Here is a 26,583-nt window from a genome sequence, read left to right on the forward strand (position 1 = left end):
CCCCAAAATAGTGGTATGTTTTAGTGGTACCCCTCATTTGATACCCCTAATTGGAGCAAAAATGCCATTGACAGTACAGGAAATTAAGCATTTATCATGTCCTGAAGATAAATCTCAAATAAAAAAGTCTGATGGTAATGGATTGTTTTTATTGATAAAAAATAACGGTTCTAAACTATGGAGATTCCGTTTTAGGTACTCATCGAAGTACCAAGAGATGGCTCTTGGTAAATACCCCTCGGTACCCTTAAAACAAGCCCGAAAATTAGCAGAAGAAGCAAGGGCATCTTTGGTTCATGGTATCAATCCTATGGATGAACGCAGAGAGAGGAAGCGTAGTAAAGGGGAAGATAAAAATAAGCTGTTTTCTACAATTGCTCTGAAGTGGTGGGAGCAACAAAAGGACTCTTGGTCAGAAGATCATGCTGCCCGAGTTAGGCGATGGATAGTTATTGACTCAAAAAGTATCTGTCAACTACATATAGATGAAATTGATACAAGACATATTACTGATCTTATGTTGGCAATTGAGGCGGCTGGTACCCCCAAAAAAGCTCCGAATATACTAGCTGTTATTAATAGGGTATTTGGATACGCATTAGGTCATCGATTGATACGAAGTAACCCTGCTCAAGGTCTGCCGCTTGGTGATATATTGAAGCCGTTACCGAAAGTTCAGCATAGAGCTGCAATTGTTAAACCCAGCGAACTAGGACAGTTGATTAAAGATATTGATACGAATCAATCAGGGAACTACTGTACGGTAGAAGCTCTTAGACTCATACCTAGAGTCTTTTTAAGACCAACGGAAATAAGAAACCTAAAGTGGGAATATATCGATTTTGAGGATAGTCTCATCAGGATCCCTGCGGAAGAAATGAAGCGTAATCGTGAGCATCTAGTGCCTATGTCACGACAAGTGGTAGAGCAGTTGAGAAATGTTAAATTAGTGACGGGTTATTCACCTCTTGTTTTTCCTAATCAAAGAGATAGTAATAAACCGATGAGTAAGAATATATTAACGAACCGTCTACGAGAGTTAGGGTATCCTGCAGACGTAATGTCAGCACATGGTTTTAGAAGTACAGCCTCAACTCTTTTACATGAGAAAGGTTGGAACTCAGAGGTGATCGAAACACAACTTGCTCATTTGACGGGAACGGCAACGTCAAGAGCATATAATCGCTCGCTTTACTTGGCAGAAAGAACCAAACTAATGCAGGAATGGGCTGATTATTTAGATATTTTGTCAGATGAGCACTAGCTGTGATTGAGTCAGTGCAGGAGGGCAATACTATCGAGTTTGCCCCTACTTATGACGGTTATCTTTATGTTAAATTTTCAGAGATGAGTATTATTCTAAAACCTTAAAAATCTGCTGTAAAACGACAGGAGGTATTGGTTCCTCGCTATTCACGATGAAATTCTTTAGATCAAGCCGTAGATCGCTCAAACTTTTCAAAAATCGAAAATAACGTTTCTCAGGGAGCTCCTGCGATTGGTGCTCAGAACTTTGTTTTTGCTTTTCCTTTGATTCTCCCGTGGGCTTTTGGGGGGCAAAAAATTGTGACGAAAAAGCCTCTGTTACCTGTATAAAAGTACCAAGACTTAACTTCCCTCGTGTGGCTTTTTCTTTGTGTCGTATCACATAACCGAATTGCTCAAGTCGTTTTAAAGTATCTGATACTCGTCGAACACTCATTCCTAATATGATCGCAATCTTGCTTTGGCTTATCCCTAAACCGTGGGTATTGCGATCAATATTTTTGGCTAAAAACGAGCAAACCAGAATCGATGCTTCCGCAGCATCATAATGCAGTTCGAGTTTGCTTTTCCAAAAGGTGTTGATGATGTTTGTTCGATTAATATCTCTCTCGGAATAGTGGCTCGTCGGCATATAGCTTTTTGAAATGGAAGAATACGGTAGCAGAATAATCCGCCTTTGTTTTTTTAGAAATGGGTGATCTTTGAATAGGCGAGTCTTATGGAGTTGCCTTATGGTTCGAGCTTCTTCTAGCTCTTTCATTAAGCTAATCCTCTTTCTATCATCTGACCGAAGAAGTGTCGGAACCAGTTTTTCTTCTCCTTCATGGTAAAGGTAACAGTTCCCTTTAACATCGTAAGAGTTAATAAAATTGATGATTTCCATGTTAGCTTTCGGATCGAGTGTTGGTGTTTCTTTCAAGGTTGGTGCTTCTGATGAATTGATTTCATCTTTGTCAGTATGTGTCATGTTTTTACTTTCTTAAACTCTAAAGTTAATGTAATCCGATGATTAATATAATAAAAGCAAATAATGTTGTCACTTTTTATGTGAGCAAGTTCTAGGGTTAAATACGTATAAAGCGTGGTTTTTGGTAATGAGTGAGGATACGTTGGGGCGTTTCGATATAATGGATTGTTGTTGAAGTCGTATTTACTATCACGCTCTATCTTCATTAATTAGATCAGCGGATTGTCATCTAACTTGTAACTTACTTGGGTTCGAGAGTGGGAAGCGAATATCGATTTTCTATAGTTCAGTGCTTAGGCGTTGGTGGTTAACTAGCATTTGCTCTTGCAGGCGAGCTGGAAGTCTACATTTAGTGGTTTTCTGCTTTGTCTGTCTGGTTAGTATTATTACGTTAATAACTAAACATCTACCATACCTAGTACGCGACTACATCATCACATATCCCTGAGTCACCCCTAGTGACTCGCAGTACACAATTAAAAATAACGACACAGGCCTATCTATGAACCTCAACACAGGAGTAGATAGGAATGAATGTACGTTCTCGAAAAAACAAAAACCTCAGACTCACCACCAAGCCAACCTTTTTGGGTAGACCTATCCAGACCGAGCACGGTCCACTCTACATCGACTACTTAGAAAAAATGTACGATACGGTTGATCTCGCATTAGACGAGTATCCTAGGCTAATGGCTATTCGTGTGGATTTGAGGTTTCCCAAGCTAAGGAAAAACGAAAAGAGCGGTAATGTCATGACTGACTTTCTACGCTCATTACAGTCACAAATTGATCACTCGGGGAAACGAAAGAAAAGAGAAGGGAGTAGAGTGCATCCCTGCAAGGTTAGGAATGTTTGGGTTAGAGAACGTTCTAGCTCGATAAACGACCACTATCACCTAGTACTCATGTTCAACAAAGATAGATTTAACTGGTTAGGGAAAACCCAAGCGCAACAGGAGAACTTGGGTTCCTTTATCGTAGAGGCATGGGCTAGGGTGGCTGGTGTTGACTACGAAGAAGCCAATGGGTTGGTTCATTTTTCAAAGAGAAGGAATAGCGACAGCGTGGTCATTCACCGCTTGAATAGTAACTCAGAAGACTTTGACGATGCGTTTGACGAGTTCTTTAAGCACATTAGCTATCTAGCGAAAGAGAGCACGAAGCACTTTGGTAACGGTAGACGCAATTTCGGTCATAGCCACAAGTAGCTAAAAAATAACGGTAGTTACAGTTCCTGTGGGATTAACAACAAACCACAGGAACTAGAATGCTTAATCAACTCAATGTAGCTCTTACGCCTAACCACCTCACTATCACTCATGACCGAACTTTCAATGGGAAACCACTCTACTATTTTGAGGGTGGTCTTGTCCTCGAATACCTGAAGGAGATAGACCGAGTGCTGACTGAAACACTAAACCAATACCCAAGAATCTATGCTGTTCACATCAACCTAAACCTACCGAGTGACTTCGAGGGAGATTACCTAGCAGTGTTTGCCCATTTCTTTCGTATTTTAGAATCGGAGACTAACGAACTCTGTAAGGACAAATACACAGGTAGAACTTATCAAAACCCACAAACGGTCATTCGCTATATCTGGAGGAAGGCGAGTGATTCCACCAGCCAGCACCATTATCTTATCTTGCTATTTGATAGGGAGCTCTTTCAAAACTTAGGCACTGGTCGAGAGGGTTGGGGGCGTTTTCTCTACAAAAAAGTGAGGAAAACATGGGATAGGGTGGTTGAAGCTAATTACAGCCAATCATGCTCTGGATTAGCCTACTCTCCTACGAATGAAGGTTTTGAGCTGTTGTCAGACGCTGAAGTGTTCCCGTTACAGTTAAACGAGTTCTTCTATCGAATCAGTCGTCTCGCGAAGCCCATTGCCAACCAGAACGATCACCGCAACAAGAGCTTTGGTTGCAGTCACGACTCACCTTAAAAAAATACAGCGCGAGTAATACCTATGCCATTAACAGACTCAGAGGAATTACTTATGTCAAACAACACTAACCTTCCCAACATTACCCATTCAAAAACGTTCAACGACTACCCCGTATTTTTCAGTGACAAGGGGTTATACGAATCGGCCTTAACCCGAATGACGGAAGTCTTTGAACAAGCAATGGATGAGTTTGACGCGGCTTTGGCCACACGTCTAGATTTGTTTCTACCAGAAGACCATCAAGATACCGACCTCAGCATCATTAACGATTACTTTACGCTGCTTAAAGAAAAGCTTGAGACGGACTCTGTGTTCTATGTATGGCGTAAGCGAGAGGACAAGGTGCCGTCCCACAACTATCGCGTGATGCTGTTTACTGACTATAGCCAGCATTTTGGCCCCGCTATTTGCTGGGAAAAACGCAACGAATTGGTTGAGCACCTTAAAGAGGCTTGGCAAGAAGCGATAGAGAAGCACTACAGCGGCAAATCGCGTTCATTGGTATTTCTCAATGACCGAGGCAACTATGGCTTGGGGACACGCTGTAGGGAGCAGGACACGAACATCAAACGCACGGTTTTTCATCGCATGAGCAGTCTTGCTGAAGCATGGAAAGAGCAGCGTTACTTCTTTGGCTCTAGTTCAGAGTAGACCGACTGCACTTTTTTACATTGGCGGCTTATCTCATGGGTATATACAAAGCAGGAGATAATTCCCAATGATAATGAGGTTCTTAAGATTAAATGATGTAATCGCAGCGACAGGGTTAAGTCGTTCAACCATCTACAAGTTTATGGATGAAGAAGCTTTTCCTAAAACCATTCCATTGGGAGGAAGGGCAGTGGCTTGGGTAGAAAGTGAAATCGAAGAATGGATGGAGCAACGTCTAGCACTACGAGATAGCCAAGACTAATCCAAGTAGCAGAACACACACCTACCACATCAACAGGGAGCCCACGAAGGCTCCCTTTTCAATTAGAGAGAGATAAAAAATGAGTTATTCAATTTACGTAGACGGCGCAGCCCCAAACAATCAACACGGATGCACACAAGGTGGCATTGGTATCGCAGCTTTTAATGAGCAGGGTGAACTAGAGCATCAAGATAGCATCACCATTAAGCGTAATACCACCAATGCCGAATTAGAGCTCATGGCATTAATCGAAGGTCTAGAGTATGCCCAAGATGGCGACGTTATCTACTCTGACAGTGACTTCTGTGTAAAAGGCTACAACGATTGGTTAGATAACTGGAAAGAGAGAGGTTGGCGTAAGTCAGACAAGAAGCCAGTAAAGAACCGCCATCTATGGCAACAAATCGATGAACTGCGTTCTAAGAAATACGTAGAGGTGTTTAAGGTCAAAGCTCATTCAGGTAATAAGGGTAATGACATGGCAGATTTGTTAGCCGTTGAAGCGGCAGAAGCCGATTAAGACGATGATGCACAGTTTGTTGGCAGACCGCTAGCAAGCTGTGCGGTCGTGTTTTTGCTTTATCCCTAGGAACGGTGATTCGTCTTTAGGGTAGCGTTAAGCGTTTTTATAGATAACATATACCTGTGAGTAGATGCGATGTAGGGGGAGATCTGGTGGTCGCTCTTACTGCTTCGCAAACTTTGACCAAAAGTGTTTTAGATGGGAAGCTTGTATAAAGAAGCAAAAAAAGAATGGGGAGCAATTACGCTCCCCATTGTCATTTTTAGCCTTTGCTGGTGGCACTACTTCTCTTTGATGGCTTCACAACCTTTAGGAACCGTAACTGACGATACCTGTTTTCCTGTGTTTAGGGCTGCTTTCACATCCAGCTTGTATTGAGTGCATTTGCCTACACTGACATTAACCGCTCCCGTTTCTACCGATGGATTACCTCCAAGCGAACCACCACCTTGAGCCAAAACAAAAGGTGATGCTAGGGTAGTCAGTAGAACAAGTGTGTTTGTTGTGATGTTTTTCATTGTCGATCCTTATTGGTAGTTATAAATAGATGAGTTGTTTTACTTTCGGTTTAGAAGGTGTAAACAAAGGTGCCAGCCGTTGACGTCACTTCAATTTCTTTCACGTTGTCTACGGTGCAGTTGTTGCTGTATCCCGTGTAGGTTTCACCGAACTTCAATGAAACGTTTCTAGACAGCTCTGAGGCCGTACCAGCTGGAATACGACAATTACCTCGGTTAATTACAACGTCGGTGATGACGGTGTTATCGGTAATCGCTTGTAGGTCAAAGACTAAACTTCCCCAATGTGAGTTGGTGGATATCGATACTTCTATATCCGCAACGGCTTCAGGAGATTCTTCCTGCTCAGTGCATCCTGTTGCTCCAATAAACAGGGCTATCGTGACTGCGTATCGAACCGATTGGTTTAGTCGATGTTTTAGTTTGGTCATGGGTTTACTCTCCTCATTGGTGAGTGAAATTCTGGGTAGCCTGTTCCTTCGTGAGTCAGCATGAACTGCTCAACATTGAAGTCAGAGGGATAGGTAAATGAAAATGTCGATACACTGGCCTCATCAATAAGTGGTAAGGCAACGGTGTGTATTGGATGTTGGTCGGATAACCGAAAGAGCAGCAAGAGCGCGTCACACTGAACCGAGAGTCCCAGTGGTTCAATGAACGTTTGCTCTTGCTGCAAAGCTTGGCTAGAGACCTTTAGCATTCGGTTGTTAAGTAATGCTTCATGGACTGACCCTAAGACTTGTTGCTGCTTGTTACTCCAGCTTCTCGTATTAGGTAGGTTGAGATGTACTTTGCTTAGCCAAAGTCGTTCTTTTGAAATGGCTGAAGCCTTATCCAGTAAGGGTTTGTCTCTCTCCGAGGGCCGACCTTGCCCATAATTCAGCGCATCAGGAATCAGCGGTTGTAAGTACTTGTTGGTCAGTTGCCAATAGAGCATTTCTTGCTTATTTAGCTTCAGTAATTGCTCGGATGTTTTTCGGTAAACATGGGGTATGCTCATCGAATCACACTCCACGTTAAACACCTCCACAATGACTTCATCGAGGTAGCGTTTAATACTGCGCGTGGTGCGGTGGATATCGATTAGGGCTAACTGCTGCTGCAACTCCCTAACGGTAATCCATCGATGTTGAGGAATAAGCATCAGCGTGTGCAGCAAAGCAGATAAGCCTTCAATGCTGGTTTTATTGCTCATAGCTGCTCTCTCAATACATAGCACTCCACACCGGAGTCGGACATTTAATGTCGGGAGAATAGAGGTGGGTTCGACACATAATGTCCAACGGTTAAAGCGTCATCAATCGGCTTAGCGAAAGCGTGAGTCGATTAACATTATCGATGGTTGTTTTTATCTCTCAGCTCTGAGATGGCTACCAGTAACCCAATCAGCAGTACCACCAGAAAGCCTAAGGTCGTTAGGGTTCCAATGGCACCAAAGAAAGGGGAAAGAGAAAGTAACGTGATGAGGGCAGAGATAAGTTTGATGGTTTGTAGAAGAAGGGAAGTCATGAGTTATTGCGGGGTAAAAGTAATATCGTCGAATGCCTCCATCTCAACGTATGCGAGAAAATTACTCTCCCACAATTTATACAGCTCGATAGCCTCACGGTTATCTTTCATTGAAAACCAGCCGTGGTAGCTGGCGAAACATTGACGAGCACGAAAGTCAAAATCCAAATTCCGCTCAAGCTCAGGGTAGTAGTTCCCCATATAAGCAAAGTCTGTGATGTACTCAACACACCATTCTCCTGTTGAAGACTGGCAAATAGAAATTTCGACAGGGTGAAAGCCACCAGCATCAGCACTGTAAGTTTTGTCACGAAAGTTAAAGACCACATGACGGCTGGTGGAGAGCGTTTCATTGTTAAGCAAATGAGCTGAGTACCGCTCATTAAGCAACGCATACAGCTTCTTAGAAACAGGCAGGGGTAATGACGTAAAGGCTAATTGGGACATCGACAGTCCTCCTTGTTTAGGGGTAAATCAGAAAGTAGGCAGGGAGTTAGTTAAACGAGCTGACCAACGAGAGTTGCACGCTATCAAAGACGTTTCGGCTTAGGTGGCGAGTTAATGCGTTCATCCAAGCAGTGAGCACCTCTTGCACTTCTGGGTGAGATAAATCCGTTGTTCCTGTATCGGGTTGATAGAACCAACGATTAGCAAGGTGAAAGTACAACTCTGGCTCTACTGAAGTACTGTTGTCATTGGGGTAAGAAAAGCTCGCAAAGAACACGATAAGCCAAGGACCTGAGCGTGAATCTCGTTTGAGCTGTATCTCTATAGGGTGCAATCCTTGGCGATGGCGGTAGTAACTCATTTGACGGCAGTTCAATACCAGTCTTTCAGCCTGTTCAGGCAGTGTATGACCAGTAAGAAGACTTTCTAGTGACGAGAGCAGTGCATCATTGATACTGATATCACCATAGTGTTGTTCAATCATAACCAGCCTCGCTCAGCAAATGAGGTGCAGGTTTCGCCTGTTACGATATGGTCCAATACGCGCACATCCACCAGCGCTAAAGCGTCTTTGAGTCTTTCGGTGATACGTCTATCCGCTTGTGAGGGGGTAGAGTCGCCTGAAGGGTGGTTGTGAGCCATAATCACCGCAGCGGCATTCACTTCCAACACAGCTTTTACTACTTCTCTTGGGTAGACACTGGCGGCATCGACGGTGCCATGAAAGAGCTCTTTAAACTCAATCAATCGGTTTTGGTTATCCAATAGCAGTAAAGCAAACACTTCACGTTCATAGCTGCCTAGCTTGCAGCGTACATACTCTTTGGTGGCATCTGGGCTAATTAAGGCATCACCACGCACGTAGCGCGTTGCGAGTATCTCAGCGGCATGCTCTAGGATTTCATTCTCCTGATAGCGCTGTTGTTTGTTGTAATCAGAATTTTGGGTAGTTGCCATTACGGGCTCCTGTCGGATTCAATGGTGGGTATTCACATTGATGACATATGCCTGAATGTTTTTTGTTTTAGAGTAAGATATAAAGGGAATAGGAGTGAACGCCGACGGAGCACGTGAGTGGGCATTTGGCCTGAGAGGAAAGCTGATGACGTTAGGGTGGGTAGGCGATATTACAGAGTCGTTTGGTGATTAAATGTGCACACTTCTTGCAACTCTGAAACACCTATTTCTGGCATAACTACAGCCCGAAATTTTGTTTGTCTTTATTAGCCAAAGTTAGGAAGTTCTTGATTTTGTAACTGTTGGTCTCTTACCCCAACAAATTTAGTGTATCTCTTAACAATGGACTCTTGAGAACTGAAAATATGGATATGTGCATTCTTAGCTAATTTAGTATTTAGTTTTTGTACCATTGCTAAGTTTACTTTAAGTGATCCTTTTGGGTATTTGTTCGAACTGCTGATTATCAATGCATATTTGGGTGATAATGGGTAATAAAGGTCACACTCATTAACAGAAACTTGTTTTATTTCATCAGTAAGTGATTCATGTACATTTATAACTGGTTGATCACTGGTGATAAATGGTTCTTCTGTATGGTTAACTAACATGCAGTAGTTGTCAAAATGATTGGTTTGGTAAAGGGATGCACCAAAATTCTCACCAATTAGGTAGTTACTGAACCATCTACATTCCATTGATATTGTTGCTAAATATTGTTGGTTGTCGTGCTTCTCTGGCAGACGGTTGGTTATTACATCAGCGGTGGATCTGAGTGACTTGGTTCTAGCGAATTGATGTCCAAGAAAATGACAAAAATGGATAAAGTGATTTTCATTGTCTAATACTGATAATCGACCTTTCGCTAGTTTTGAGATGACAGGCTTAGCTCTTTCCTCGTGTGCGGTATACTTATTTTCTAGCCAATTTTCTTTGGCAGCCTTTATCTCATGTTGAATTTCAATTGAAGCTTTACCGTACTTATCGGCAAGTTGTTCAAGACGCTGAAGAGTTAGGAGCTCATCCAGCAATCGCAGGTGTTCTTGTTCTGTTTCTGGTGAGCTAAGAGCCGCTACAGCTTTAAGACAAGCTATATGGTCGTTGGTCAAATGCTGGACTTTGTAAAAGAATTTCTCTTTAGCGACCATTTTGGTGCTTTCATGTATAACTTTGCCTTTTGCAGTAACAAACCATACTTTTTTGGAGTTTGACCAATTCCTAAGGTAGTGAGCCCATACATAGTGATGTTCTTTTTTAATTTGTAGGTGCTTAGGTAAACTTACTTGCAACTTTCTCTACCTTATTTATCAGCTTATATCTTGTGAATTAGATGTCGGGAGTATTTTACTGCATTTTAACTTTTAATGTATGAGCTCATACTACGCTCCGTACAAAGGCTTGTTACAGCTCTTGTTTTTGACGACGTTTATTAACTACGTAGTCGATTACGGCAAAAAAAGAATACCATCTAGATTGAGAGGCGATCAATTCGCCTCTCTCTTTTACTCGCGTATCGCGATCTCACCTAAAGGCACATAACGTGCTTTATTCTCATCTCTATAAAAGTTTCGCTTTTTGACTTGCCATCCGTAACGAATGTATTTGGTGTCGGTTAGGTAATAGCCTTCCCCCATGGCAAAGCGCTCACGGTGTTCAACGCTTTTCTCTGGATCGTTAAGAAAAGCCGTTTCAGGGTGATTCAGACATGCTTTGCGCAGCTCTGGAAATAGGTTGCGAGAGTGTTTCGACCAAGCGAGAATAATAGTCTTCAACGTTTTGGTATGAAACTCTCCTGTATACGGCTCACTGATTTCAGCGTCATAGTCCGTGAGTGTGGCAACAACCACGCCTTTTGCCCATTGTGGTACTTCTAAGGCTTCTTGAAACGCCTCCTCCGCTTGCTGGTGTTTACGCCACGTTCTTTCCCGCTCCTGTTGTTTGGCTTCTTCTTTTGCAGCTTCTTCGGCTTTAGCTTGCTCCTCGACCTGTTTAACCTGCATACGTCCTACGTCTACGAATGAGTGGTCCAATTCATAAGTGTTTATTAGTTCGATTAACTGCTGGTGGTGTTTGTCATAAAGCCAAGGCTTATCGACATCCCCTTTATGCTGACGGTAATAACGAGCCATACTTAAGCAGTGCTCAGCAAAGCCTTGATCATTACCACCACATCCTAAATCTAAGCGGCATTCGTGCTGATGTTCATTGTCAAAGGTCACGGTTACTTTTGTCTTATCGTACCCGCCTAATGGATTGCGTTTAGCAACCTCCAGAGCTTTCTTTTCGAACTCACTAAAGTCATAGAGTGTCTCTTCAGTGAACTCGCGAGATTCCGACCATTGGACAAGTACCGTGATCGGTTTAATTTTTTTTGCCTCTAACGTAGGTAAAGAATCATGTTGTTCTTTGGATGAGCTGTTTGGTTGTGTTGTTTGCATGAGTGCTTCCTTTTTACAAATAAAATAAAAAAGACCACCTTGATAACAAGGTGGCCTCCAGATGGTGGGTGAACGTGTTTGTGGGTCGTTAAGCTGGTGGGTTGTGTTTAACGTATTAGATAGAATGCTTCTTTACAGCGTGATAGGGCGGCTCTGAGCCATTTATCCAGCACTTGCCTTGGTAGCCATTGATGAGCTGCTGAAATAGCCACATCTCAAAAGCAGATTTGGGTTTTATTGCGACATCAAAGCCATCGTCATCAAATCGTTGCCGTTCTTTCCAAGTTGCATCTAAATCACTTAGCTGCGTTTTTAACTCATCTAGTTGGGTTTGTTTCGAGTTATCTAATGGTGCTTTAAGCCATACCTCTAGGGTGTGACAATACGGCATCACTCCATAGTCTTTAGCGTGATTCAGTGTGTTACGTAATGCACGTATCCAACCTTCTGCTTTGGTGTCTCGACCATTGAGTTTAATATCTCCTGATTCAGCGGCTGATGACCAGTCACAACCGTATTTCACGAGTAGTTGGTTGAATGTGTTTACACCACAGAACTGCCAGCTACGTGCTCGTTTGTTTGTCTCCGTGTCAAAGAGATTGCTAGAGCCAATGAGCATGTGGAGCATAAGTAGGTCATCTTCACGCAGTCTAAGTCTGTAACGTTCATACAGAGCTTGTTTGAGTTCTTTGATACATTGGATGTCGGTATGGTTTAGGCGTTCTCTAAAGAAGGTACAGGCTTGCTGAATAACGTCTTCTTTTGGTACACGCAGTGCCAGTTGTTCATAGACAATGTCATAGGACATAAAGGGTGCTCCTGTGAAAGAGTAAGGTAGTAAAATCATGGTGATACTAGAAGCTAGGGGGGAGGTAGCGAGGTGGTGGTTATCAACTATTCTCAGGTATTAGCGGCTACGCAGCTCGACTTGGTTGTAGACTCCCTTAGCCAAGTTAGCGATAAATTTGGATTCCCATAGCGTATATAGCTTGTCGATATTGGGTGCAGTCATACTCTTTAGGCCGGAGTATCGAGTGAAGACCGTGGTATGAGTGAAATCGAACTCAATGTCTCGTTCAAGTATCGGGTAAGGGTATCCATTGAAGCTAAAATCTGTGATGCAAAGGATTGTGTACTTGTTGTTAATGTCTTTCTTCAGTGCAATCTCAACAGGGTGGTAGCCTCCATGTTCAGCGGAGTAGTGCTTGTTACTGAAATGGATGGTGTGATGACCCTCTACGAGTCCTGTGTGTTTGTTTAGAACGTTGTTTAATGTATCCAGAAGAGCCAGAGAGATAGGCAAAGCTGTCTTGTTGAATGAAGTTGCGGGTAAGGGGTTTCTATGCATAATCGGCTCCTTTTTGACTAATGGGGTTATGCATAGTGATGAAATATATTTGAAAAAATTTCGATTCGAATCGAAGTCGGATATTGAGGGGTTATTAGTGCTCTAAGGGAATGCAAGCTTACTTAAACAAAAAATATACACATATGAAACTTGACCTCGATAAGTTTGTTTTCGAACATTGTTGCTTCCTCAATTTTCCCGTATTCTCTCTGCTCAGTATTGAAAAGATCTAGTGAGAGTACAACCTGATGGTTGATCAAATACTAACAATTAAAGATGTGGCTGCTTATCTAAAGGTGGCAGAGAAAACAGCATATCGGCTTGCCAGTGAAGGAAAGCTTCCGGGCTTCAAAGTTGGTGGCTCATGGCGCTTCAAACTAAAAGATTTAGAGGCGTGGATAGAAGAACAAAAGAACAACGATTAATCATATTCTTCTCAACTTGCACAGAACATTAAGTTAATAGCCATTAGGGCAATGACATGAAAAAAGAACAACAAATCGAAGATAGCTTGATTGAAAAGCTAACAGATCTTAAGTACACATATCGTAAAGATATTCGCAATAAAGCAGATCTTGAAAAGAACTTTCGTGAGAAGTTCGAAAAGCTAAATTACGTAAAGCTGACCGATGCAGAGTTTGCACGTTTGCGTGATGAAATCGTTACATCTGATGTATTTACCGCAGCGCAAACATTACGTGAGCAAGGGTACTTTCAGCGTGAAGATGGGACTCCTTTACACTACACATTGGTGAATATTAGAGACTGGTGTAAAAATGAATTTGAAGTAATAAACCAGCTTCGAATTAACACAGATGATAGCCATCATCGTTATGACGTAATTCTGTTGATAAATGGTGTTCCAGTTGTACAAATAGAGCTGAAAAGTCACCAGATAGTGACCCGTCGTGCTATGGAACAAATAGTTGATTATAAAAACGATCCCGGTAACGGTTATGGCAATACACTTATGTGTTTTATGCAACTATTCATTGTCAGTAACGAATACAGCACTTATTACTTTGCCAATAATCGCAATGAGCACTTTAGCTTTAATGCTGATGAGCGCTTCTTGCCTATCTATCAGTTAGCCGATGACAAAAACAAAAAAATTGCTCATCTACATGACTTTGCGAAAGAGTTTCTGGCTAAGTGTACGTTAGGGCAAATGATCAGCCGTTATATGGTATTAGTCCAGTCTGAGCAAAAGCTGCTTATGATGCGTCCTTACCAAGTGTTTGCAGTACAAGCGATAGTCGATAGTATTCATGATAACCGAGGGAATGGTTATATTTGGCATACAACAGGCTCTGGTAAAACCTTAACGTCATTTAAAGCTTCTACGCTATTGAAAGACAACCCAGACATTGAAAAGTGTTTATTTGTTGTTGATAGAAAAGACTTAGATCGTCAAACCCGCGAAGAGTTTAATAAGTTTCAAGACGGTTGTGTTGAGGAAAATACTAATACTGAAGCATTAGTGCGTCGCATGCTTTCTGAAGATTATGCAGATAAAGTCATTGTGACAACTATCCAAAAGCTTGGGTTAGCATTAGATGAAAATAGTAAGCGTAACCAGAGTAAAGTTAAGGAAGGTAAACAAACATTTAAAGAGCGTCTAGAACCACTACGTGACAAGCGTGTTGTGTTCATCTTTGATGAATGTCACCGTTCCCAGTTTGGTGAAAATCACAAGTCGATAAAGAGCTTTTTTCCTAAGTCTCAATTGTTTGGTTTTACTGGTACACCTATTTTTGATGCAAACTCAAATTACACTCAAATCGACGGCAACATTGGAGCTTTCAAAACGACGAAAGATATCTTTGAAAACGAGCTCCCTACTTACACCATTACTAATGCTATCGATGATAAAAACGTATTGAGTTTTCATATTGATTATTTTGGTAAAGGAGATAAAAAATCGCTGGGGGATAAAGCTGCGGTAGGTAAGGCTAAAGTAAAAAAAGTAACACCACCGCCAGAGGCCGTGGTTACTGAAATTCTTAACAAGCATGACGCAGCAACGAACCATCGTCGTTTTAATGCAATTTTAGCCACATCTTCGATTAATCATGCAATAGAGTATGTAGAGCACTTTAAAGCACAACAAGCTCAAAGACAGCTTGAAGATGATACGTTTAAGCCATTAAATGTTGCATGTGTGTTCTCGCCTCCAGCACAACTACCCAAAGACAGTGCAACTATCTCTAGTGCTGAAAAAAATGTTAAAGATATTAAGCAACTGCAAGAAGACTTGCCTCAAGAAAAAGCGGATAACCAAGTAGAACCAGAAAAGAAAAAAGCAGCCCTTATTGCGATTATAGATGCTTATAACAAGCAATATGGGACAAACCACAGTATCAACGAATTTGATCTGTACTACCAAGATGTGCAGCAGCGAATTAAAGATCAGAAGTATAGTAATGCCGATTATGCTCATAAGAACAAAATCGATATTGTCATAGTGGTTGATATGCTACTAACAGGTTTTGATTCAAAATACTTGAATACACTCTATGTGGATAAGAACCTTAAGTTTCATGGGTTGATTCAGGCTTTCTCACGTACCAACCGTGTATTAAATGATAGTAAGCCGTGGGGCAACATTCTTGATTTTCGGGGTCAAGAGAAAGAGGTGAATGAAGCAATTGAACTGTTTTCTGGTGCAGCAAAAGATCGAGCTAAAGAAATTTGGTTGGTTGACCCTGCTCCTATTGTTGTTGAAAAGTACCAACAGGCAGTAGAAAAGCTGACTACCTTTATGCAAAACAGAGGTTTGGAGTGCACTCCGTCTGACGTAGCTAACCTACAGGGCGATAGTGCAAAAGCCGAGTTTATTAATCATTTCAAAGAAGTACAAAAGCTCAAAACCCAAATTGAGCAGTATACTGAACTTGATGAAGATCAGCAGAGCACTGTTGAAAAAGCGCTGCCAATCGATGAGTATCGCGGTTTTAAAGGACAGTATCTAGAAACGGCCCAAGACCTTAAACGTAAGCAAGATAAAAATAGCAAAGACACCGAAGATGAAGTTCAGCAATTAGATTTTGAATTTGTTCTATTTGCTTCAGCTGTAATTGATTACGACTACATTGTAGGTTTGATAGCTAAGTCTACTCAAGGGACTAGCCAGCAAAATATGACAAGGAAAGAGCTCATCGATATGATCTGCGCTAATTCCAACTTAATGGAAGAGCGTGACGATATCATAGATTATATCAATAGCTTAACGGTAGGCGAGGCACTGGATGAAAAACAAATCCGTGACGGTTATCAAAAGTTCAAAGCACAAAAGTCGGCAAACGAATTAAATGAAATGGCTGCTAAATTTGGCCTTGAATCTCAAAGACTAAGAGACTTTGTTGATACGATTATGCACCGTATGATTTTTGATGGTGAGCAATTGACTGATTTACTTGAACCACTGGAATTAAGCTGGCGAGAGCGTGGTGGTGTAGAGCGAGCACTAATGGAAGATTTGATTCCACATTTACATAAATTAGCCCAAGGGCGAGAGATTTCAGGGTTAGCGGCTTATGAATAAGTTGAATAAAAATAGGCTAGTACATGAACTCCGTTTCAAAAACGATGATGGTACCTCATTTCCTGATTGGGAACTTACAAAATTAGAGTGTGTTGCTAAGCGTATAACAACCAAAAATAAGGATGAAAAAGTAACTCGTGTATTAACCAATTCTGCGGTTGGAGGGGTATTAGATCAAAGAGATTATTTCGATAAGGATATCGCAACGAAAGGTAATTTGCAGGGGTATTATATTCTTGATAAAGGAGATTATGTTTATAACCCTAGAGTTTCATCAACTGCACCAGTAGGGCCAATTTCTAAGAACAAAGTTGGTAAGGGCGTCATGTCGCCTCTTTATACGGTGTTTCGTTTTAATAGTGAGAATAATGATTTTTACGAGCAGTTTTTTAAATCGTCAAGGTGGCACAGCTATTTGAAAGCGGTTTCAAATGTTGGAGCTCGCCACGATAGAATGAGTATTTCAACTAGTGATTTTGTAGCGATGCCGTTACCAACTCTAGCTGAGAAAGAGAAACAAAAAATTGCTGATTTTTTAATATCCATTGATAAGCTAGTTACTCTCCAAGAGCAAAAGCTTGAATCTCTTCTTGCTCATAAGAAAGGGTTACAGCAACAACTCTTCCCGGATGGTGATCATGATCTGCCGGAACTTCGCTTCCTTGAATTTAAGGGGCACTGGAAAAAAAAGTCTTTAGGCGATGTTGCATCATTTTCGAAAGGCAAAGGTATTTCGAAGTCGGACATAGCTATTGATGGTCGATTACCTTGTATTCGATATGGTCAACTTTATACACATTACGGAGAAACTATCACTAGGGTTATTTCTTGCACAAATGTACCTTCGGATGAATTAGTATTGAGTCAATCTAATGATGTGATAATACCAGCGTCAGGAGAGACACAGGAAGATATAGCTACAGCTAGTTGTGTAAAAAATAGTGGTATTGCTCTTGGTGGGGATCTTAATATTATTCGTTCAAGTATTGATGGTGTTTTTCTATCGTATTATTTAAATGGAGCTAAAAAATCCGAGATAGCAAGAATGGCACAAGGTAATGCGGTGGTTCATTTGTATGCAAATCAGCTAAAAGTACTCGAGTTATATCTACCGGAATTGAGAGAACAGCAAAAGATTGCAAATTGTTTATCTTCCATTGATGAGGTAATTACAACTCAGAATCGAAAATTAGAGTCACTTAAGGTTTTTAAGAAAGGCTTAGTGGAAGGGGTGTTTCCTTTTATTAATGGTGTCGTAATATGACCGAATTAACTTATACAGATCTTGATGGTGTTGCTTCTCAGTTGCGGGAGATATTAGATAATGGAGTACAACGGGGAGCTAGAACGCTTACAATGAATCAAGTTTTACTATTTGCTTATAACGGAACTGGTAAAACCCGTTTGTCTATGGAATTCAAAAATCTAGGTAAGTTAGCTGGTAGTCGAGATACGCTATATTTCAATGCATTCACTGAAGATTTATTTCGTTGGGATAATGATTTGGAGAATGATTCTCGAAGAATATTAAAGATGAATCAAGATTCAAGGTTCTTTAATGGTTTACAAGAACTTGAAATGGAGAATCGTATACGTCCATTACTACAGCGTTATTCAGACTTTGACTTTGTCATTGATTATGAAACTTGGACGGTAAATTTTACTCGTGAAGTTACTACTGAATCAGGTATAAGTACGGATGAGTATATAAAAGTGTCTCGCGGAGAAGAGAATATTTTTGTATGGTGTTTTTTTCTGGCCGTTGCCCAATTAGCGGTGGATCAGCAAGAAGCATATGCATGGGTTAAGTATCTTTATATTGATGATCCCATATCGTCACTAGATGATAACAATGCTATAGCAGTGGCTAGTCACCTTGCTCAATTACTTAAAAATGCAAGCGGTAGGATTAAAACAGTTATATCTTCACATCACACCTTATTTTTTAACGTTATGTGGAATGAGCTAAACGAAAAGAAAAAGCTTCAGCCTTACTTTTTGAGTTATGACAAAGTAGCTCAGCATTACAAGATGCGTTATACCAATAGCACTCCTTTTTTTCATCATGTAGCTTTGCTCGAGCAACTCTATCAAGCATCTGAAACTGGTGAGTTGTTTACATATCATTTTAATATTTTAAGAAGTATTCTTGAAAAAACAGCTACTTTTCATGGGTTTAAAAATTTTTCTGCATGTATCAAGCAAAGTGAAGATGATTCAGAAGGAGTTTTACATGCTCGAATTATTAATATCTTAAGCCATGGCAATTATTCATTATTTGAACCAATGGAGATGACTGATGAAAATAAAGTACATTTTCGTCGCATTTTAACTGATTTTTTAGCTAACTACCGATTTAACCCAGAGCTATTCCCAGAGTAAATGGAATAGCTAACAGAGACTGATTAGTATGACACAAGAACAATTGAATAACTTGGGTAAAACCCTTTGGGATATTGCAAATAGCTTACGCGGTGCGATGAATGCTGATGATTTTCGTGATTATATGCTGTCATTCTTATTTTTACGTTATTTGTCAGACAATTATGAAGTTGCAGCCAAGAAGGAGTTGGGGCGTGACTACCCTAAACTTGATGTAGATGACAAGCGCACACCGTTGGCTGTGTTTTATCAACAATTATCAGATCAAGATATCACTTTTTTTGAAAAACAGATGCGCCGAAAACTTCATTATGTGATTGAACCTAATCACCTTTGGACAAGTATCGCGGAAATGGCTCGTAAGCACGATAGCGACTTGTTGAAAACATTAGAGGATGGCTTTAAATACATCGAAAACCATAGCTTTGATAGTAGCTTTCAAGGGTTATTTTCGGAAATTAATCTGAACTCAGAAAAATTGGGTAAGAAGTCTTCTGATCGGAATGCTAAATTATGCACAATTATCACGAAGGTATCAGATGGTATAGCTCAGTTTTCTACTGATACCGATATACTTGGTGATGCTTACGAATATCTAATTGGAGAGTTTGCAGCTGGATCTGGTAAGAAGGCAGGTGAGTTTTATACGCCTCAACCAATCTCAGATATTTTATCTCGTATTGTTGTACTCGATAGTCAAGATCCTGCCTCAGGTTTAAAGAAAAAATTAAATAAGGTGATGGATTTTGCTTGTGGTTCAGGTTCATTGCTATTGAACGTACGTAAACGTTTAGGGCCTAATGGTATTGGTAAAATCTACGGACAAGAAAAAAATATTACAACTTATAACCTTGCTCGTATGAATATGTTGCTGCATGGAGTTAAGGATACTGAGTTCGAAATACATCATGGAGATACGTTAACTAATGACTGGGATATGCTTAGTGAAATGAACCCAGCTAAAAAGTTGAAGTGTGATGCTGTAGTTGCTAATCCACCATTTAGTTACCGTTGGGAGCCATCAGAAGCTCAAGGCGAGGACTTTCGATTTAAAAGTCATGGTCTTGCACCAAAGTCGGCAGCTGATTTTGCTTTTTTACTTCATGGCTTTCACTTTTTAAGTGATGAAGGAACTATGGCAATTATCCTGCCACATGGGGTGCTATTTAGGGGGAGTGCAGAAAGTCGCATTCGTACAAAACTTTTACAGGATGGCCATATCGATACTGTCATTGGCTTGCCAGCAAATATGTTTTTTTCTACTGGTATTCCTGTGTGTATTTTGGTACTTAAAAAGTGTAAAAAATATGATGATGTGTTGTTTATTAATGCTAGTGAGCACTTCGGAACAGGGAAACGTCAGAACAAACTACGTGAGGAGGATATTGATAAGATTGTCGATACTTATCAATATAGAAAAGAAGAAGACCGTTATGCTCGTCGAGTATCAATGGAGGAGATTGAAAAGAATGATTTCAACCTTAATATCTCACGCTACGTTAGCACAGCCGTTGCAGAGGCTAAGGTTGATTTAGTAGTTGAGCATCAGAAACTAGTTGATATCGAAAAGGAAATTAATGCTGCGCTAAAGGAGCATAACAGCTTCTTGGAAGAACTAAATCTTCCTAAGTTACCGAATTAATATTTTAGTTAGCCTGCTTCTGATAGTGTAGATGACGTTAACTTTGTATTACTTTTCTGTTTGTTTATAGGAAGTCACATCTTACCTATAGGTTTATCGTTTTATGATAAACTAGGGTATAATGAAGGGTATCCTTGTGGTGGCGGTTTTATAATTTCCTTTTAAACAACCACTTAAGAGTTAATGGGCGGCATGATGTAATCATCCCTCGCTATTCATAGTGAAATTGAAAACGGAGACTTCGGTCTCCGTTTTTTGGTTTTTGAGGGGCAAATACTTAAGAGCAGATGCGGGATGCGAGTAAACGAGATTCGAAAAGATTGAGAGCAAGTTCGAAATTACAAGACACCACGGAACAGAAGTCTCGAACTTTGGTTCTTTTTTGGCGCTTTTCGATGGGGTATTTTTGAGATGATTAGGTTTTCGGTCTTTAGGTAGAAATTGTGCTTTATAGAAAACTAGATGTTTGGCAGCGCAGCCGTCTTTTGTCTATATCTGTTTATAGGGAAATGGCTACTTGTCGTGACTATGGTTTTAAAGATCAGATTACTCGTAGTGCGCTGTCTGTCCCTAGTAATATCGCTGAAGGCTGTGAGCGAAGGTCTCTTAAAGAGCGTAAGCATTTCTTTGCAATCGCCAAAGGATCCATTGGTGAGTTTGCTACTCAAGCCGATATCGGCTCTGAAGTTGGATTTGTAGCTAAAGACGTTGCTGTTAGGTGGCAATCGGAGGCACTTCAGATATCTCGCATGTTAGGCGCCTTAATCAAATCACTAGAACAGTAAACCTTTTTGCTCTTTGCATCTCGTATCCGCTTTTTATTCTTTTCTCATCTCGTCACCCGTATCCCGCATCTGCTCTTTGCTCTTTGCTCTTTGTCTTTCGTATCTCGTTCACTCGCATCCCGTATCAGTTTTCCATTGCTCTTTCTGATTTACCGTCTTATATTCAACAGTACAGTTATGACATTGATATAACATGGATAGCTGTTGAATAAAGGACAATAAACGCTTGATTGATAGTGTATAAATCAAGTTAACAATAAGTCAGTGGAGACTCCCCAATGAAAAAACTACTTTCAGTACTTGCTGTGTCGGCAGCAGTAATGGCACCAGCGGCATTCGCTTCTTCGCCTGTTATGTTTTCAACGATCAATGGCTTCAACGCACCTGATTCAGATGCAGTTGGCGGTGTGCGTTTGGCTCTGCTTCACGGACAAGTAAACGACCTTAAAGGTGTCGACCTTGCGGTTGTGGGTATGTCTGAGACTCAAACAACAACGGGTGTGAACCTTGGTATTTTTGGTGCATCTAAAGTGAACCAAGAAATGACTGGTGCATCACTTGGCTTCTTTAACTGGAATACAGGTAAAACAACGGGTCTTAACTTAGGCGCTGTGAACATCACTAACGATGTAAAAGGCGCAAACGTAAGTTTCGTAAACTACTCTGAAGGCGACACTATGGTTGATGTTGGTGCGGCGAACCTTTCAGAGGTGTCGACGGTACAGGTTGGTATCTTCAACAAAACCAACAAAATCGAAGGCGTACAGGTTGGTCTGATCAACTGTGCGGATAACGGTTTCTTCCCGTGCTTCCCAATTGTAAACTTTGCTAAGTAAGGCTTAGTGTTACTATTGTGATTCGTAACGCCTAAGTGCTTAGTACTTAGGCGTTATTGCAACTCTGCATTTGCTTGTAGATTTCCAAACTCCTCTTCCTAAATAAGATAAGCATATTGTTTTATATTTGTTGTTGCAGTGAGTTTATTTATAAGTACAATGTGCGCTAAATTTTTAACGATGATTTATATGCTTTGATTAATCCCCATACTATCGATTTTAAGAAGGCTTTCTTAGGCCTGACCGCCAGTTTTTTAGTAGTTTTGAGCTTGTTGCTCGTTGATTCAGCGGAAGAATCAGGTAAACAGTATGGAGTTGAAAAGCAAGGCGTGACACGCTCTTTAGCGGAGCTCACACAAATTATTAATGCGCTTGAGTACAACATCACGGCGCTCTATCCGTTGCATGGTGACACCTATGCTTTTCCGCACGATAAAAAGGTAGAGGACGAGACGTGTTATTTCATTAGTGAGGATCAGCAAGCCCCTCGCTTTGATTTTATGTTTTCAGGCCCTATCGAGATGTGTGACCCTAACTCCGAGCTATATTCGGAGGCGGGTAAGCGTTTGTTTATCGCACCTACCATGGCTTATTTCGCCAATACAATTGATACCATCTCAGCGATTTATTTTATCTCGAAAGAGAAGTTTGTTATCTCTTCCCCCTCTGATATTGCCCAATATATGAAAGGTGATACGTTCGACTCTGTTGTAAATAGCCGGCCTTATTGGATTAATACGGTTCGCTTTGGTTTATCGCAGGACAAACATCAGGTTGTGTATACCGGTCAGTACGATGATTATCTAACCGGTGAGAAGGTGGTGACCTTGACCAAGGGAATCTACGTTGACGGTGAGTTCAAAGGGATACTAGGTGTTGATGGTTACGTTTCTAGCCTAGTGTCAAATCCAACGCACGGGTATGAGATAACCAGCGTTAGAGGAGTAAACAAGTATGGTCTGATGGACTTTACTCACTCTCGCCCCCTGTACATTGATGGTAACAACACCCAGCTCTATCTGAGCATTGAAGAAGATAAGAGCGAACACTTCTTGCATGTGTTGGAGATGGAGCGTGCTCAATTATCGATATTGTTAGCGCTGTATATCGTCTCGGCATTGTGGTTATGGCGCTTCTATACCAAGCAAGAACATGAACGTTTGAATAGCTTGGCGATGCAAGATCCATTAACTGGCTTATTGAATCGCCGTGGCTTTGAGGCGCGACTGTTGGCACAAGATGAAGAACCAATTATTGGTGTTGGCGTGTTTGATATCGATGACTTTAAAGTGGTTAATGATCACTACGGTCATAAGATAGGGGATGAAGTGATCTGTCATGTAGCTCAGCTGATGACAAATAGCGTTCGGCAGCAAGATATCGTCGCTAGATTTGGCGGTGAAGAGTTTGTAGTCGCTATTACGGGCGAGTCTTCTGAGCTGCTGTCATCCATCTTTGAGCGAATTCAGAATGACATAAGCCTACAGTGTTACCGCTCTCAAGCTGGCGACAAGATTAATATTTCTGTATCTGGCGGAGCCACACTGTACTCTCTGTATAAGTTCGACAGTGTAGGGCACTTGTGGAAAAACCAGAGCATTCGTTCCTCTGATGAACAGCTTTATAAGGCCAAAGCCGCGGGTAAAAACCGAGTGTGTATACAGACGTATTGATGAGCCAATAAATAATGCGAAGCCTAGTCGGTTGACTAGGCTTCTTTGTATCTATAGTACGACTGCTAAGGTTATCAAGTGCTGTGCTATTTCTTCACGCGGCCTTTTCTCATCCACTTTTGGTGAACACCACGACGTAGGCTCTGGAAGCTGTTTTCTACCTTATCGACACCAAGCAAGATCGCTAACGCTAATAGCGTGATAATAACCGATTGTGAAAGATGACCGAGCGCTATCATCATCCCAAGTGCCGCCAATACCCAAATAATCGCAGCTGAAGTCACACCATGAATTTTGCCGTCGAGTGTCATCATCACACCCGCACCCAGAAAGCCAACACCAGTAATGATTTGACCAAGGACACGAGCCTGATCGAGTGTGTTTGGAGATAGGCTAATTGCCATGGTAAGGAAGAAATAGGTACCGCTGATGATCAGAATCGAGGTTCTGATACCTACTGGTTTGCCGCGCGTTTGTCGCTCGATACCGATTAACGAGCCACATAGCATACACACTGCTAATCCTGCCCAGCTAAAGGGGGCAAGGTTTAAAGTTTGTTCTATAAATTGTGACATATCACCCCTCCTAAAAATTTAGAATAGAGCCGAGTATGCTAATAATAGACCGGACGATCGAACAAAAACTTTTTGTCTTAACGATTGATAAAGATGACTTAAAGTCTAGCAGCCGTCTGTTGTTAAGGTGAAGACAGGTGTTGTGGTCTCAGTCGCTTCTTGATACTCAAGGTAGCAGTTATCAGACTGATTTTTTCGGCTAGAAGGTGCGTACAAAATGATGCCATCATCCGCATCTGTATTGGTAAAGAACCAGTCAGCCCTACCAGTGTCCCAAACTGCATCTAAAAATGTGGATTCGATAAGCAGTGACCAAGTTTGATCATTCATCGCTGCAGGGTAGCCATACGCTACTAATATATCGTCGCCCTCAACATTCACTGACGCACTCGCTGCTTTATCTAAGCCTAATGCTGATGTCTTACCATAAAGCATAGCACTTGCGCCTTCCATTCCGCCCTTGAGGCCATTTAATGTCGAGATACGTGCATCGGTTTGAAGGTTGAGAAACTTGGAAGCCGCCGTTACAGAAACAATGCCCAGAATCACGATCACCACAACCAGTTCAATGATAGTAAAGCCTTTTGCGCGGCTAGCTAAAGCTGGTGGCATAACAGAAGCATTGTGTTTCATTGATACGACTTCTCTATTCAATGTGTAGGTCGAGTGGTGTCTTGCTGCTGCGGCCACCGATCTCGCGGGTTAACTTGGGTACTAGGTAGCCCGAAACCTCAGATATTAATCCCTTAAAGTGCTGCTTCGCCTCTTCATCCGAGATATAGAAGTGAGCAGCGCCCTGAACCTTATCTAGTACGTGCATATAATACGGTAGAATGCCAGCGTTGAAGAGCTTTTCACTGAGTACTTTTAATGCGTCTGCGCTGTCGTTCACGCCTTTTAGCATCACGCCCTGGTTAAGCAGAGTCGCGCCAATAAGCTTTAATTTAAGGAAGGCTTGTTTGAGCTCTGCATTGATTTCATTGGCGTGATTAATATGGCTCACCATCACTACATTTAGACGAGTCTTAGATAAGATTTGGCACAGTTCGTCAGTAATACGAGCTGGGATAACAACTGGCAAACGGCTATGTATACGAACGGTTTTTACATGTGGAATTTGTTCGATAGCGTGAATCAGCCACTCGATTTCGCTGTCTTTGGCCATCAGTGGGTCGCCACCCGAAAGGATAACCTCGTTAATCTCAGAGTGTTGAGTTATATAGTCGAGGCAGGTTTGCCACACTGACTTTGAGCCCTTGTTGTCTTGATAAGGGAAGTGGCGTCGAAAGCAGTAACGGCAGTTAACCGCACAGCCACCTTTCACAATCATCAATGCACGATTTTTGTATTTGTGTAGTAGCCCCGGGATCGCGTTGTCTTGCTCCTCTAATGGATCGGCCGAGTAGCCCTCATGAACTTCGAACTCTTCGCTCAATGGCAAAACCTGACGTAATAGCGGGTCATGTGGGTTGCCTTTTGCCATTCGCTCGACAAAGCTTAACGGTACTCGCAACGCAAATAGGTTGCGTGCGGCAAAGCCTGCTTGCCATGGTGTTGGGTCTATTTCCAATGCTTCAAGGAGTTTTGTCGGGTCTGAGATCGCATTCGATAGTTGTTTGAGCCAGTTTTGCTCAACAGATTCGACTTTTCGGGTTATGATATGCGGCATTGAAATCAACTCAAAGATGTGTAAGAGGAAATCATGGCGTCAGTAAGCACCAATGAATTCAAAGGCGGTTTAAAATTCATGATGGATAACGAGCCTTGCTCAATTATCGAAAATGAATACGTTAAGCCGGGTAAAGGCCAAGCGTTTAACCGTGTAAAACTTCGTAAACTGCTGTCAGGCAAAGTGTTAGAGAAGACATTTAAGTCTGGCGATACAGTAGAACTAGCTGACGTTGTAGACGTTGAACTAGGCTACCTATACAGCGATGGCGAATTCTACCACTTCATGAACAACGAGACATTCGAGCAAATCGCAGCTGAAGTAAAAGCAGTTGGCGATACAGCTAAATGGCTAGTTGAAAACGACGTATGTACTCTAACGTTGTGGAATGATAACCCTATCACAGTAACTCCACCAAACTTTGTTGAGATCGAAGTAACTGATACAGATCCTGGCCTAAAAGGCGACACACAGGGTACTGGTGGTAAGCCTGCAACTCTAGCAACTGGCGCGGTAGTTCGCGTACCTCTATTCATCGCTATCGGTGAAGTTGTAAGAGTAGATACTCGTACTGGCGAATACGTTGGTCGTGTAAAGTAATTTGATTGTGCTCACCTTGATTTAAGGTGGTTCAATGAAATGA

The 26,583-nt window shown here is 41.5% G+C and carries 30 protein-coding genes; 15 read left to right on the forward strand and 15 right to left on the reverse strand.

The genetic code is table 11. From position 1 onward, the window contains the following. Positions 1–61 precede the first annotated feature (61 nt). On the forward strand, positions 62–1,264 hold the full coding sequence (locus tag L1D55_RS11370) for an integrase arm-type DNA-binding domain-containing protein (protein WP_239917502.1): 1,203 nt from the start codon (positions 62–64) through the stop codon (positions 1,262–1,264). A gap of 90 nt (positions 1,265–1,354) precedes the next feature. On the opposite strand, the gene L1D55_RS11375 is transcribed toward L1D55_RS11370, so the two are convergent. Continuing rightward, positions 1,355–2,233, reverse strand: coding sequence for a MarR family transcriptional regulator (locus L1D55_RS11375; protein ID WP_239917503.1), 879 nt, complete (start codon positions 2,231–2,233; stop codon positions 1,355–1,357). Between the two features lie 530 nt (positions 2,234–2,763). Here L1D55_RS11375 and L1D55_RS11380 point away from each other — a divergent pair. The 5 genes from L1D55_RS11380 (at position 2,764) to L1D55_RS11400 (ending at position 5,614) form a co-directional block, all read left to right on the forward strand. Then, on the forward strand, positions 2,764–3,441 hold the full coding sequence (locus L1D55_RS11380) for an inovirus Gp2 family protein (RefSeq protein ID WP_239917504.1): 678 nt from the start codon (positions 2,764–2,766) through the stop codon (positions 3,439–3,441). 59 nt (positions 3,442–3,500) lie between these two features. Then, entirely contained in the window at positions 3,501–4,178 is a 678-nt protein-coding gene (locus tag L1D55_RS11385) for an inovirus Gp2 family protein (RefSeq protein WP_239917505.1), read from the forward strand. Between the two features lie 54 nt (positions 4,179–4,232). Then, positions 4,233–4,832 carry an inovirus Gp2 family protein gene (locus tag L1D55_RS11390; RefSeq protein ID WP_239917506.1) on the forward strand — a complete coding sequence of 200 codons (600 nt, stop codon included), beginning with the start codon at positions 4,233–4,235 and terminating at the stop codon, positions 4,830–4,832. A 73-nt stretch (positions 4,833–4,905) separates the two neighbouring features. Next, complete coding sequence (locus L1D55_RS11395; protein WP_239917561.1) at positions 4,906–5,094, forward strand: AlpA family transcriptional regulator; 189 nt, start codon at positions 4,906–4,908, stop codon at positions 5,092–5,094. Between the two features lie 79 nt (positions 5,095–5,173). After that, positions 5,174–5,614: a ribonuclease HI gene (locus L1D55_RS11400; protein ID WP_132743379.1), complete on the forward strand. Its 441-nt coding sequence runs from the start codon at positions 5,174–5,176 to the stop codon at positions 5,612–5,614. 284 nt (positions 5,615–5,898) lie between these two features. Here the strand turns inward: L1D55_RS11400 and L1D55_RS11405 are convergent, their stop codons facing one another. The 11 genes from L1D55_RS11405 to L1D55_RS11455 all read right to left on the reverse strand — a co-directional run bounded on the left by L1D55_RS11405 (position 5,899) and on the right by L1D55_RS11455 (position 12,834). Continuing rightward, the gene (locus L1D55_RS11405; protein ID WP_171981486.1) at positions 5,899–6,135 is read right to left on the reverse strand and encodes a hypothetical protein; all 237 of its coding nucleotides are present in this window, start codon (positions 6,133–6,135) and stop codon (positions 5,899–5,901) included. A gap of 50 nt (positions 6,136–6,185) precedes the next feature. Further along, positions 6,186–6,566, reverse strand: a complete 381-nt coding sequence (locus L1D55_RS11410; RefSeq protein ID WP_130242122.1) for a hypothetical protein — start codon at positions 6,564–6,566, stop codon at positions 6,186–6,188. Then, positions 6,563–7,330, reverse strand: coding sequence for a transcriptional regulator (locus L1D55_RS11415; protein WP_239917507.1), 768 nt, complete (start codon positions 7,328–7,330; stop codon positions 6,563–6,565). The genes L1D55_RS11410 and L1D55_RS11415 overlap by 4 nt, the downstream gene beginning before the upstream one ends. A 137-nt stretch (positions 7,331–7,467) precedes the next feature. Continuing rightward, positions 7,468–7,644, reverse strand: a complete 177-nt coding sequence (locus L1D55_RS11420; protein ID WP_004735711.1) for a hypothetical protein — start codon at positions 7,642–7,644, stop codon at positions 7,468–7,470. Positions 7,645–7,647: 3 nt separating this feature from the next. Continuing rightward, a complete protein-coding gene (locus L1D55_RS11425) occupies positions 7,648–8,091 on the reverse strand; it encodes a DUF2787 domain-containing protein (RefSeq protein WP_239917508.1) in 444 nt (147 codons plus the stop codon). A gap of 46 nt (positions 8,092–8,137) precedes the next feature. Then, the gene (locus tag L1D55_RS11430) at positions 8,138–8,575 is read right to left on the reverse strand and encodes a DUF2787 domain-containing protein (RefSeq protein ID WP_239917509.1); all 438 of its coding nucleotides are present in this window, start codon (positions 8,573–8,575) and stop codon (positions 8,138–8,140) included. Continuing rightward, complete coding sequence (gene radC, locus L1D55_RS11435; protein WP_102437954.1) at positions 8,572–9,048, reverse strand: DNA repair protein RadC; 477 nt, start codon at positions 9,046–9,048, stop codon at positions 8,572–8,574. The genes L1D55_RS11430 and radC overlap by 4 nt, the downstream gene beginning before the upstream one ends. Positions 9,049–9,314: 266 nt before the next feature. After that, the gene (locus L1D55_RS11440) at positions 9,315–10,337 is read right to left on the reverse strand and encodes a DUF4238 domain-containing protein (RefSeq protein WP_239917510.1); all 1,023 of its coding nucleotides are present in this window, start codon (positions 10,335–10,337) and stop codon (positions 9,315–9,317) included. A gap of 213 nt (positions 10,338–10,550) precedes the next feature. Next, positions 10,551–11,486 carry an LPD25 domain-containing protein gene (locus tag L1D55_RS11445; protein ID WP_239917511.1) on the reverse strand — a complete coding sequence of 312 codons (936 nt, stop codon included), beginning with the start codon at positions 11,484–11,486 and terminating at the stop codon, positions 10,551–10,553. A 115-nt stretch (positions 11,487–11,601) separates the two neighbouring features. Continuing rightward, entirely contained in the window at positions 11,602–12,294 is a 693-nt protein-coding gene (locus tag L1D55_RS11450) for a hypothetical protein (RefSeq protein ID WP_239917512.1), read from the reverse strand. Between the two features lie 99 nt (positions 12,295–12,393). Next, on the reverse strand, positions 12,394–12,834 hold the full coding sequence (locus L1D55_RS11455) for a DUF2787 family protein (protein ID WP_239917513.1): 441 nt from the start codon (positions 12,832–12,834) through the stop codon (positions 12,394–12,396). 248 nt (positions 12,835–13,082) lie between these two features. On the opposite strand from L1D55_RS11455, the gene L1D55_RS11460 reads away from it, so the two are divergent. The 8 genes from L1D55_RS11460 to L1D55_RS11495 all read left to right on the forward strand — a co-directional run bounded on the left by L1D55_RS11460 (position 13,083) and on the right by L1D55_RS11495 (position 23,696). Next, complete coding sequence (locus tag L1D55_RS11460) at positions 13,083–13,259, forward strand: helix-turn-helix domain-containing protein (protein ID WP_239917514.1); 177 nt, start codon at positions 13,083–13,085, stop codon at positions 13,257–13,259. 56 nt (positions 13,260–13,315) lie between these two features. Further along, positions 13,316–16,378, forward strand: a complete 3,063-nt coding sequence (locus L1D55_RS11465) for a type I restriction endonuclease subunit R (protein WP_239917515.1) — start codon at positions 13,316–13,318, stop codon at positions 16,376–16,378. Next, positions 16,371–17,642, forward strand: coding sequence for a restriction endonuclease subunit S (locus L1D55_RS11470; RefSeq protein ID WP_239917516.1), 1,272 nt, complete (start codon positions 16,371–16,373; stop codon positions 17,640–17,642). Before L1D55_RS11465 ends, L1D55_RS11470 begins: the two co-directional genes overlap by 8 nt. Further along, positions 17,639–18,760 carry an AAA family ATPase gene (locus tag L1D55_RS11475; protein WP_239917517.1) on the forward strand — a complete coding sequence of 374 codons (1,122 nt, stop codon included), beginning with the start codon at positions 17,639–17,641 and terminating at the stop codon, positions 18,758–18,760. Before L1D55_RS11470 ends, L1D55_RS11475 begins: the two co-directional genes overlap by 4 nt. A gap of 28 nt (positions 18,761–18,788) precedes the next feature. Further along, positions 18,789–20,402 (forward strand): type I restriction-modification system subunit M, encoded by a 1,614-nt coding sequence (locus L1D55_RS11480; RefSeq protein ID WP_239917518.1) that lies wholly within the window; start codon positions 18,789–18,791, stop codon positions 20,400–20,402. Between the two features lie 443 nt (positions 20,403–20,845). Next, a complete protein-coding gene (locus L1D55_RS11485) occupies positions 20,846–21,187 on the forward strand; it encodes a four helix bundle protein (protein WP_171750818.1) in 342 nt (113 codons plus the stop codon). A 278-nt stretch (positions 21,188–21,465) separates the two neighbouring features. Continuing rightward, positions 21,466–22,023, forward strand: coding sequence for a hypothetical protein (locus L1D55_RS11490; RefSeq protein WP_061033192.1), 558 nt, complete (start codon positions 21,466–21,468; stop codon positions 22,021–22,023). A 194-nt stretch (positions 22,024–22,217) separates the two neighbouring features. Further along, positions 22,218–23,696, forward strand: coding sequence for a diguanylate cyclase (locus tag L1D55_RS11495; protein ID WP_239917520.1), 1,479 nt, complete (start codon positions 22,218–22,220; stop codon positions 23,694–23,696). 86 nt (positions 23,697–23,782) lie between these two features. Here L1D55_RS11495 and L1D55_RS11500 read toward each other — a convergent pair whose 3' ends face one another. The 3 genes from L1D55_RS11500 to epmB form a co-directional block, all read right to left on the reverse strand. Then, positions 23,783–24,271 (reverse strand): MgtC/SapB family protein, encoded by a 489-nt coding sequence (locus L1D55_RS11500; protein ID WP_004741346.1) that lies wholly within the window; start codon positions 24,269–24,271, stop codon positions 23,783–23,785. A gap of 105 nt (positions 24,272–24,376) precedes the next feature. Then, complete coding sequence (locus L1D55_RS11505) at positions 24,377–24,904, reverse strand: prepilin-type N-terminal cleavage/methylation domain-containing protein (protein WP_239917521.1); 528 nt, start codon at positions 24,902–24,904, stop codon at positions 24,377–24,379. 13 nt (positions 24,905–24,917) lie between these two features. Next, complete coding sequence (gene epmB, locus L1D55_RS11510) at positions 24,918–25,940, reverse strand: EF-P beta-lysylation protein EpmB (protein ID WP_239917522.1); 1,023 nt, start codon at positions 25,938–25,940, stop codon at positions 24,918–24,920. A gap of 33 nt (positions 25,941–25,973) precedes the next feature. On the opposite strand from epmB, the gene efp reads away from it, so the two are divergent. Next, positions 25,974–26,540: an elongation factor P gene (efp, locus tag L1D55_RS11515; RefSeq protein WP_004741343.1), complete on the forward strand. Its 567-nt coding sequence runs from the start codon at positions 25,974–25,976 to the stop codon at positions 26,538–26,540. The last annotated feature ends 43 nt before the right edge of the window (positions 26,541–26,583 follow it).

This window comes from Vibrio sp. Isolate22, assembly GCF_022398115.1.
In the GTDB taxonomy this organism is placed as follows: Bacteria; Pseudomonadota; Gammaproteobacteria; order Enterobacterales; family Vibrionaceae; genus Vibrio.